Here is a 9745-nt window from a genome sequence, read left to right as displayed (position 1 = left end):
GAACCGGCCGCTCCCGCGCAGCCGCACCACGGGCGCGGCCAAGCCGAGCAGCGCGGCGAGCTGGTCGGCGGGCTCGGCCTCGCCGAAGAACCGGACGGTGACGTGCCAGCGGTCGGGCCGCACCCAGCGGAGCCGGGGGTGCGCCAGGCGGAGCGGGGCCAGGGCGTCCAGCAGCTCGTCGACGACGTCGGCGGGTGGGAAGAGGGCGGAGAAGAGGCTCAACGCCCGACCGTCAGCGTTCCTTGCTCGCGCGGCGCAGCAGCTCCGCCAGCGCCGGGAAGTCCTCGCCCAGCACGTCGGCGGCCTGCGACAGCTCGCGGCGGTCGGCGACGCGGCGCAGGACCGGGAACACCACGGACACCTCGTCGTCGGCTCCGTTGACGGGGAACGAGTCGCGGCTCACCGTCGGCTTGGACAGCCGCACGTCCTCCAGCGCGCGCTGCAACGCCTCGGGCGCGCCGGTCGCCACGTCGGCGGTGAGGACCTTGCGCTCCAACATGATCATCCGGGCGAGCACGGAGGGGTTGCCGATCTTGGCGCGGCGGCCGCTCATCACCTGGCTGAGCATGGGCGCGCTGATGCCGAGCACGTCGGCGAGCTGGGCCTGCGAGACGTTGAACGCGACCACCAGCCGGCGCACCCGGTCGCCCAGGGGTTCCCCGTACCACTCCCGCTGCAACGCGAGGTTGCGCTGGACGATCTTGTGGTCCTCCACCTTCGCCTCTCCCCTGACCGCTCGACCTGCCAGGCATCCTGCCAGGTCGCCCGGTGTCGCACGGCCGGTTCCACCCACCTGGTTCAACGGTTCAGGCGCCGTCGTCGCCGGCCAGGATCTCGCGGGTCGTGGCGACGTCGCGGTGCATCTGCTCCAGCAGCGACTCGACGCTGTCGAACTTCTCCATGTCCCGCAGCCGGTGGACGAAGTCGAGCGCCACCCGCTGCCCGTAGAAGTCCTCGTCCACGTCCAGCACGAAGGCCTCGACGCGGCGTTCCCGACCGCTGAACGTCGGGTTGGTGCCCACGCTGACGGCGGCGCGGAGCCTCCTCCCGCTGCCGTGCACGAACCAGCACGCGTACACGCCGTCCGCGGGCACGGCGGCGAAGCGGGTCGTGGACAGGTTCGCCGTGGGGAAGCCGAGTTCCTTGCCGCGGCCGTCGCCGCGCACCACGATGCCCTCCAGCCGGTGCGGCCGGCCCAGCGCGTGGGCGGCCGCGGCCACGTCGCCCGCGTCGATGCACGCCCGGATGTACGTCGACGAGTACGTCACGCCGTCGTCGGTCACCAGATCCGCCCCCTCGGTCACGAAACCGAACCGCTTGCCCAGCGCGCGCAGCAGGTCCACGGTGCCCGCCGCCTTGTGGCCGAACGTGAAGTTCTCCCCCACCACGACGGCCGCCACGTGCAGCCGGTCCACCAGCACCTCGTGCGCGAACTCGTCCGCCGGCGTGCGCGCCACCTCGGCGGTGAACGGGATCACGCAGAACACGTCCACCCCCAGGCCCTCGACCAGTTCGGCGCGCCGGCGCAGGCTCGTGAGCTGGGCCGGGTGGCTGCCGGGCCGCACGACCTCGGACGGGTGCGGGTCGAAGGTGATCAGGACGCTCGGCACGTTCCGGTCGCGCGCGAGCTCGACGGCGCGGTTGATCAGCGCCTGGTGCCCGCGGTGCACCCCGTCGAACACGCCGATGGTCACGACGCAGCGGCCCCAGCCGCCCGGTAGGTGGTCCAGCCCTCGCCAGCGTTGCACGCCGGCAAGCCTACGGGTTGAGGTTGACGTCCCGTCCGGCCTGGTGGACGGTGCCGCCGTCGCGCGCGATGGCGGTCTGGTTGACCGTGCTCGGCGAGTTGACGGAGATCGAGTCGACGTCGCCCACCTGGAGCACGGGACCGGCCACGTCGCCGCGGATCACGTTGCTGACCGACGACCTGGGCGCCGGCGGCTCGGCGGCCGGCGGCTTCGGCGCGGCTCTCGGCACGCGCAGCGCGATGACCACGCCCAGCGCCGTGAGCAGCACGACCGCCACCCACGCCCACGGGTTCGTGCCGCCGTCCGTGGCCAGGTTGATGGCCACCCCGGTGGCCGACGTCACGACACCGGCCGCGGCCGGCCAGACCCATCTCGCCATGCGCTCCAAGGTAGGCCCTAGCCCGCCGGCGTGAGTACCACCAACGGCTTGGCCACCGCGCCCTCGTCCTTCGCCAGGGCGACGACGTGGCCGTCGGGGCCGAACACGCCGTACGTGCCCGCCAGCCCGCCGGCGGCGAGCCGCTGGCCGTGCGACAGGGCCACCGCCTCGCGGGGCGCGATCTCGCGGCGCGGGAACGCGGTCGAGACGGCGGCGTCGAGGTCCAGCGACAGGCCGGGCGACTCCTCCAGCTGGTCCAGCGTCTTGGCGACGCGCAGGTCGAACGGGCCGACGCGGGTGCGGCGCAGGGCCGCCAGGTGCCCGCCGACGCCGAGGTCCGCGCCCAGGTCGCGGGCCAGCGCCCGGACGTACGTGCCGGACGAGCACTCGACCATGACGTCGAGCTCGGTGGCGTCGCCCTCGCGCCGGATCGCCAGCACGTCGAATCGGTGCACGGTCACCGGCCGCGCCGGGATTTGCACGTCCTCGCCGGCCCGCACCCGCGCGTACGCCCGCTTGCCGTCGATCTTCACGGCGCTCACCGCGCTGGGCACCTGCTCGATCGCGCCGGTCAGCTTCGCCACGCCGGCCCGGATGGCGTCCTCGGGGACGTCGGACGCGTCGGCCGTGGACAGCACCTCGCCCTCGGCGTCGTCGGTCGTGGTGGCGGAGCCGAGGCGGATCGTCGACAGGTACGCCTTGCTGTCCAGCGCCAGGTGGCCGAGCAGCTTCGTGGCCCGCTCGATGCCGAGCACGAGCACGCCGGTCGCCATCGGGTCGAGCGTGCCCGCGTGCCCGACCTTCCGGGTGCCGAGGATGCGGCGGACCCTGGCCACCACGTCGTGCGAGGTCATGCCGTCGGGCTTGTCGATGACGACGAGGCCGGGCGGGACGGGGACGGCGGTTCGGGCACGAGAAGATGCGGACACGGTCGAGGATCCTAAGCCTCGACGAGGGTCCGGCTGTCCGCTCGGCCGGCGACGACGTCCCAGCGCCTGCGGCGCAACTGCACCGGGACGGTCTCGCCGCGCTCCTCGGCCGCGAACACGGCGGCCCGCGCGCGACGCCACCACACGACCGTGCGCCACACGCCGAGCAGCATCACCGCGACCACGGAAAGGAACGCGATCCGGTACGCCTGGGGAGCCGCCACGACCGGCTCGACGACGTCCAGCAGCACGCCCACGGCGAGCGCGGTGAACGTGATCGCGCCGAACCCGCCGACGTTCGCCACGCCGGTCGCCGTGCTCACCCGGTGCAGCGGGTTGTAGTCGCGCACCAACGCGAACGCCACGCCCGACACCGGGTTGCCCACGGCGAGCACCGCGAACAGCAGGTACAGCGCCGGCGTCGGCAGCACGCCGCCCGGCCAGCCCAGCAGCACGGCCCAGCAGACGACGGCCGTGGCGAGGTACCAGCCGACGATCGGCATCCGCCACTCCGGCCGGCCGCCGATCACCGTGCCCAGCACCGGGCCGACCACGATCGCCACCAGCACCAGCGTGCTCAGCACGGCGGACGCCGCCGGGCGCGACAAGCCCTGCGCCTCGACCAGGTACGGGAAGCCCCACAGCAGGCCGAGCAGCGCGGGCGTCGACATCGACGTGAAGTGGACCCAGAACCCGAGGCGGGTGCTCGGCTCGCGCCACGCCTCCCGCACCCGTCCGCCCAGGGCGCGCAGCGGCACGGGCTCGGGCGCGGGCGGCACGACGCCGTCGGGCACCTCGCGGACCCGCCACACGACCACCGCCGAGTACACCGCCGTCGCCACGCCCGCGATCAGGAACGTGGCCGTCCAGCCCGCGTTGTCCAGCAGCAGCGTCAGCGGCACGGTCGCGACGAGGTTGCCCGCGCCGCCCAGCGCGGCGGACAGCGTCATGACCAGCGTGAACCGGCGGGGCGGGAAGTGGGCGGCGGCGAGCCGCAGCACGCTGACCCACGTCATCGCGTCGCCGACGCCGAGCACGGCGCGGGCGGCGAGCCCGAGCGGGTACGACCCGGCCAGCGCGAACAACACCTGGCCGGCGCCCATGAGCAGCGCGGCGGCGGTCAGCACGCGGCGCGGGCCGAAGCGGTCCACCAGCAGGCCGGTGGGGATCTGCATCAGCGCGTAGAGGCCGATCTGGAGCACGGTGAACGTGCCGAGACCGGCGGGGCCGACGGCGAAGCGGTCGCCCGCCTCCAGGCTGGCGACGCCCAGCGAGGTGCGGTGGAACAGGGCGGCGATGTAGACGACGACGGCGGTTGACCAGATCAGCCACGCTTGCTTGGTGGCGCGATCGACCGGCAAGGCGGGTCTCCTAGGCTTCCGTGCGGCTGCACTCCCAGTATCGGGAAAAAGTTGCCTAGTGTTAACGATTCCCGGGGTGCCCCTCACCACACCGCGGACCGCTCAGCGCACGGCCCCGACCTGCGCCCACTTGCCGGACCGGGCGCGCGCCAGCCCCAGCACGAGCCGCAGCGCCATGAACGCCGACAGCCCCGTCCAGATGCCGGTCAGACCCCAGCCGAACGCGGCGGACGCCCACACCAGCGGCAGGAACCCCAACGCCGCCGCCACCAGCGTCGCCGTCCGCAGGAACTTCGCGTCGCCCGCGCCGAGCAGCACGCCGTCCAGCGCGAACACCACGCCCGCGATCGGCTGCAGCCCCACGAAGAACCACCAGGCGTGCGGGATCTCGTCCAGCACCGCCCGGTCGGTCGTGAACACCAGCGGCAGCGGCCGGTACAGCGCCGCGAACACGACCCCCAGCAGCACGCCGAACCACAGCCCGTAGCCGGTGACCTGCCAGGCGAACCGCTTGGCCTGCTCACGCCGTTCCGCGCCGAGCGCCGCGCCCACGATCGACTGCGCGGCGATCGCCAGCGAGTCCAGCACCAGCGCGAGGAACGTCCACAGCTGCAGCACCACCTGGTGCGCGCCGACCGCGCCGACCGACGTGCGGGCGGCGACCGACGCGGCCGACAGGAAGCACGCCTGGAACGCGAGGCTGCGCAGCACGAGGTCGCGGCCGAGGCCGAGCTGCGCCCGCATCCGGCGCCGGTCGGGCCGCAGGCTCACCCGCTCCGCGCGCAGCGCCCGGAAGAACAGGCACGCCGACAACGCCTGCGCGACCACGTTCGCCGCCGCCGAGCCCTCCAGGCCCCACCCGGCGCCGTGCACCAGCACCGGGCACAGCACCGCCGAGATGCCGTTGCCGACGAGCACGTACCGCAGCGGGCGGCGGGTGTCCTGCACACCGCGCATCCAGCCGTTGCCGGCCATCGTGACCAGCACGAACGGCGCGCCGAACAGGGCGATCCGCAGCCACGCGACGGCGTTGTCGGCGACCGCGCCCCCACCGGCCAGCAGGCGTGCCGCGGGACCGGCGAACAGCTGCCCCGCCGCGATCACGACCAGGCCGACGGCCAGCGCGAGCCACGTCGCCTGCACGCCCTCCTCGACCGCCTCCGGCCGCCGTCCCGCGCCGAACAAGCGCGCCGTGCGGGCCGTGGTGCCGTAGGAGAGGAACGTCAACTGCGTCGCGACCTGCGTGAACAGCACGCCGCCCAACGCCAGCCCGGCCAGCGGCAACGCGCCGAGGTGGCCGACGACGGCGGTGTCCACCAGCACGTACAGCGGCTCGGCCGCCAGCACCACCAGCGCCGGCGCGGCCAGCCCGACGACCCGCCGGGCCGGTACCCGCTCCTCCACCCGTCCGTCCCCCTCAGCCCGCGGCGCCCGGTCAGGACCCGGCGATCGTCTCCAGCGCGGCGCGCAGCCGGTCCAGCACCTCGTCGGCGGTGCCGGCGGCGGTGAACCCGGACGCCAGGCGGTGACCGCCGCCGCCGAGCAGCTGCGCCACCTCGCGCACGTCCACCTCGCTCACCGCGCGCAGCGACACCGACCACGACGACGGCCGCAGCTCCTTCAGCACGGCCGCCACCTCGGCCTCCGCCGTGGTGCGGACGAGGTCGACCACGCTCTCCACCTCCTCGGGCCGCAGCCCGGAGGCGTCCTCCAGCGTCACGACGGCGTGCACGAACCCCCGCCCGCCCGCGGCCTCGCGCTCCAGCCGGGCGCGGCCGAGCACCTTCGCCAACATCCCGAGATACCCGAACGGGTGAGAGTCCATGAGGGGCCGGGCCACGGCCTCGGCGTCCACCCCGGCCGCGATCAGCCGGGCCGCCACCTGGTGCGTGGTCGCGGACGCGTGCCGGAACGACCGGGTGTCCGTCACCAGACCGGCGTAGACGCAGCGCGCCACCGGCTCGTCCAGCTCGACGCCCAGCTCGTCCAGCAGCCGCAGCACCACGAGCGCGGTCGCCTCGGCCCGGTCGTCGATGACGTTCACGTGCCCGAACCCGGGGTTCGACACGTGGTGGTCCAGCACGACCACCACACCGGCGGTGGACACCCGATCGGCCAACGGCCCGAGCCGTCCGACACTGCCCGTGTCCAACGCCACCAGCACCGGCGGCTCGGCCGGCACCTCCGACGCGGGCACCAGCAGTCCCGCGACGTCCAGGCTCCGCAACGTCTCCGGCACCTCGTCCGGCGCGCCGAACGACACGCGCACCGCCACACCGCGGCGGTGCAGGGCCAGGCCCAGCGCCAACGCGCTCCCCAACGCGTCGGCGTCGGGGTTCACGTGGGCCAGCAACGTGACGTCGGTGGCGGTCGAGAGGACACGGGCGGCCGCGGCGAGGTCGGCGCTCAAGTGGTCGGTCAAGCCTGAGTCGTTGCGCACGGCCGGAACGCTAGTCGGCCGCGACGCTAGTCGGCGTCCTCGGGCTCGCGCGGCGCCTTGTACGGGTCGGGCTCGCCCGCGGGCTCCGCGCCGTGCGCGATCCGCGCCACCTCGGCGTCCAGCTCGCGCGCCTTGGCCAGCAGCTCGTCCATCCGACGCGCCTCGTCCGGCACGGTGTCGGTGACGAACGTCAGGGTCGGCGTGAACCGGACGCCGGTCTGCTGCCCGACCATGGTGCGCAGCACGCCCTTGGCCTTCTCCAGCGCCGCCGCGGCGCCCGCGAGGTCCGGCTCGGAGTCGAGCTTCTCGCCGAGCACGGTGTAGTAGACCGTCGCGTCGTGCAGGTCCCCGGTCACCCTGGTGTCGGTGATGGTCACGCGGGCCAGCCGCGGGTCCTTCACCTGGTGCTCCAACGCGGAAGCCACGATCTGCGAGATCCGCTTGGCGAGCTTGCGAGCCCGTGCCTGGTCGGCCACGGCGCTCCCCTCCTGTCGTCCGATGTGCCGCCGCAGAGGGCGGCGTGTGCTACTCGTCCTCCGGCCCGACCAGCCTGTGGCGGGCGGAGAGGAGTTCCAACTCGGGTCGTCCGGCCACCAGTCGCTCGCACGCGGTCAGGACGTCCCTCACATGCTCGGCGTCGGCGGCGACCGCCGCCACTCCGATCAGGGCGCGGCGGTGCAGGTCCAGGTGGCCCGCCTCGGCGACCGACACCTCGAACTTGCGCCGCAGCTCGGCCACGATCGGCCGGACCACGGACCGCTTCTGCTTCAACGAGTGGACGTCGCCGAGCAAGACGTCCAGCTCCAGGGCACCGACGAACACAGATGATCACCAGGTGGTCAGGGGTGCGGGGCCGCCGGTTCCGACGGCCCCGCACCTGGCTGAAGACGATCAGGCGCGCGGCTTCTCGCGCATCTCGAACGTCTCGATGATGTCGCCGACCTTCAGGTCGCTGTAGTTGCCGAGCGTCAGACCGCACTCGAAGCCCTCGCGGACCTCGGTCGCGTCGTCCTTGAACCGGCGCAGCGAGCTGATCGGCAGGTTCTCCTGCACGACGTTGTTGTCGCGCAGCAGGCGGGCCCGGGCGTTGCGCCGGATCTCGCCCGACATCACGAGGCAACCCGCGATCGTGCCGACCTTGGAGGACTTGAAGACCTCGCGGACCTCCGCGCGGCCCAGCTGGACCTCTTCGTACTCCGGCTTGAGCATGCCCTTCAGGGCCTGCTCGATCTCGTCGATCGCCTGGTAGATCACCGTGTAGTAGCGGACGTCCACGCCTTCGCGGTTCGCGAGTTCGGTGGCCTTGCCCTCGGCCCGGACGTTGAAGCCCAGGACGATGGCGCTACCCGCGACGGCGAGGTTGATGTCGCCCTCGGTGATGCCACCGACGCCGCGGTGGATGACCCGCAGCTCGACGTCGTCGCCGACCTCGATCTTCATCAGGGCGTCTTCCAGGGCCTCGACGGTACCCGAGTTGTCACCCTTGATGATCAAGGTGAGGGCGCTGGTCTCCTTCAGCGCGGCGTCGAGGTCCTCCAGGCTGACGCGCTTCCGCTTGGCCGCGTTGGCGGCGTTGCGGCTGCGGGCCTGGCGGCGCTCGGCGATCTGCCGGGCCACGCGGTCCTCGTCGACGACCAGGAAGCTGTCGCCCGCGCCGGGCACCGACGTGAGGCCGATGACCTGGACCGGCCGCGACGGGGTCGCCACCGTGATGTCCGCGCCGTGCTCGTCCACCATGCGGCGGACGCGGCCGTACGCGTCACCGGCGACGATCGAGTCGCCGACCCGGAGCGAACCGCGCTGCACCAGCACCGTGGCCACCGGACCGCGACCGCGGTCGAGGTGCGCCTCGATCGCGACGCCCTGGGCCTCCATGTTCGGGTTGGCCCGCAGGTCGAGCGACGCGTCGGCGGTCAGCAGGATCGCCTCCAGCAGACCGTCGATGTTGACGCCCTGCTTCGCCGAGATGTCGACGAACATGGTGTCGCCGCCGTACTCCTCGGCGACCAGCCCGTACTCGGTGAGCTGCTGGCGGATCTTGGCGGGGTTGGCCCCCTCCTTGTCGATCTTGTTCACCGCGACCACGATCGGCGCGTTGGCCGCCTGGGCGTGGTTGATCGCTTCCACCGTCTGCGGCATCACGCCGTCGTCGGCCGCCACCACGATCACCGCGATGTCGGTCGAGTTCGCACCACGCGCACGCATGGCGGTGAACGCCTCGTGACCCGGGGTGTCGATGAACGTGATCAGGCGCTCGTTGCCCTCGAGCTCGGTCTTCACCTGGTAGGCGCCGATGTGCTGGGTGATGCCACCCGCCTCGCCCTCGGCCACCTTCGCCTTGCGGATGGTGTCGAGGAGTCGCGTCTTACCGTGGTCGACGTGACCCATGACGGTCACGACCGGCGGCCGGATCTGCAGGTCGTCCTCGTCACCGGCGTCCTCGCCGTAGGTGATGTCGAACGTCTCCAGCAGCTCGCGGTCCTCCTCCTCGGGGGACACGACCTGCACGTTGTAGTTCATCTCGGAGCCCAGGAGCTCCAGGATCTCGTCGGACACCGACTGCGTCGCGGTGACCATCTCGCCGAGGTGGAACAACACCTGCACCAGCGAGGCCGGGTTGGCGTTGATCTTGTCGGCGAAGTCGGTCAGCGAGGCGCCACGCGGCAGGCGGATCGTCTCGCCGTTGCCCTTGGGCAGGCGGACGCCACCGACCGACGGCGCCTGCATGTTGTCCATGTACTCCTGGCGCTTCTGCCGCTTCGACTTGCGGCCACGACGCGCCGGACCACCGGGACGGCCGAAGGCGCCCGCGGCGCCGCCGCGTCCACCGGGCCCGCCACCACCGGGACGACCGCGGAAACCGCCGCCGCCACCAGCAGGGGCGCCAC

At 73.1% G+C, this 9745-nt stretch carries 11 protein-coding genes; all 11 read right to left on the bottom strand.

All coding sequences use genetic code 11. The features are described 5' to 3' along the window. Positions 1-222, bottom strand: a 222-nt coding sequence (locus ACFQ3T_RS30770) for a 2'-5' RNA ligase family protein (RefSeq protein WP_380728626.1), incomplete at its 3' end; no start/stop codon positions are given. A gap of 10 nt (positions 223-232) precedes the next feature. Beyond that, positions 233-715: a helix-turn-helix domain-containing protein gene (locus ACFQ3T_RS30765; protein ID WP_380728624.1), complete on the bottom strand. Its 483-nt coding sequence runs from the start codon at positions 713-715 to the stop codon at positions 233-235. Between the two features lie 91 nt (positions 716-806). Next, positions 807-1748, bottom strand: coding sequence for a bifunctional riboflavin kinase/FAD synthetase (locus ACFQ3T_RS30760; protein WP_380728622.1), 942 nt, complete (start codon positions 1746-1748; stop codon positions 807-809). A gap of 10 nt (positions 1749-1758) precedes the next feature. Next, positions 1759-2127 (bottom strand): hypothetical protein, encoded by a 369-nt coding sequence (locus tag ACFQ3T_RS30755; protein ID WP_380728620.1) that lies wholly within the window; start codon positions 2125-2127, stop codon positions 1759-1761. A gap of 17 nt (positions 2128-2144) precedes the next feature. Further along, positions 2145-2981, bottom strand: coding sequence for a tRNA pseudouridine(55) synthase TruB (gene truB, locus ACFQ3T_RS30750; protein WP_380728628.1), 837 nt, complete (start codon positions 2979-2981; stop codon positions 2145-2147). 86 nt (positions 2982-3067) lie between these two features. Next, on the bottom strand, positions 3068-4417 hold the full coding sequence (locus tag ACFQ3T_RS30745; protein ID WP_380728618.1) for an MFS transporter: 1350 nt from the start codon (positions 4415-4417) through the stop codon (positions 3068-3070). Positions 4418-4519: 102 nt separating this feature from the next. Next, positions 4520-5821: an MATE family efflux transporter gene (locus ACFQ3T_RS30740; protein ID WP_380728616.1), complete on the bottom strand. Its 1302-nt coding sequence runs from the start codon at positions 5819-5821 to the stop codon at positions 4520-4522. Positions 5822-5852: 31 nt separating this feature from the next. Continuing rightward, complete coding sequence (locus ACFQ3T_RS30735) at positions 5853-6857, bottom strand: DHH family phosphoesterase (RefSeq protein WP_380728614.1); 1005 nt, start codon at positions 6855-6857, stop codon at positions 5853-5855. A 26-nt stretch (positions 6858-6883) separates the two neighbouring features. Further along, positions 6884-7333, bottom strand: a complete 450-nt coding sequence (rbfA, locus tag ACFQ3T_RS30730) for a 30S ribosome-binding factor RbfA (RefSeq protein ID WP_380728612.1) — start codon at positions 7331-7333, stop codon at positions 6884-6886. Positions 7334-7382: 49 nt separating this feature from the next. Continuing rightward, a complete protein-coding gene (locus ACFQ3T_RS30725) occupies positions 7383-7679 on the bottom strand; it encodes a DUF503 domain-containing protein (RefSeq protein WP_380728610.1) in 297 nt (98 codons plus the stop codon). 69 nt (positions 7680-7748) lie between these two features. Then, the coding region (gene infB / locus ACFQ3T_RS30720; RefSeq protein ID WP_380728608.1) for a translation initiation factor IF-2 at positions 7749-9745 on the bottom strand (1997 nt) is incomplete at its 5' end.

The organism is Saccharothrix hoggarensis (assembly GCF_042678885.1).
Classification (GTDB): domain Bacteria; phylum Actinomycetota; class Actinomycetes; order Mycobacteriales; family Pseudonocardiaceae; genus Actinosynnema; species Actinosynnema hoggarensis.
Note: the sequence above shows the minus strand (reverse complement) of the source record. Positions and strands in the feature narration are given on the sequence as shown.

Coding starts and splice junctions, on each gene's coding strand:
- ACFQ3T_RS30755 (WP_380728620.1), bottom strand. CDS start 2,127: ATGGCGAGATGGGTCTGGCCGGCCGCGGCCGGTGTCGTGACGTCGGCC.
- truB (WP_380728628.1), bottom strand. CDS start 2,981: ATGACCTCGCACGACGTGGTGGCCAGGGTCCGCCGCATCCTCGGCACC.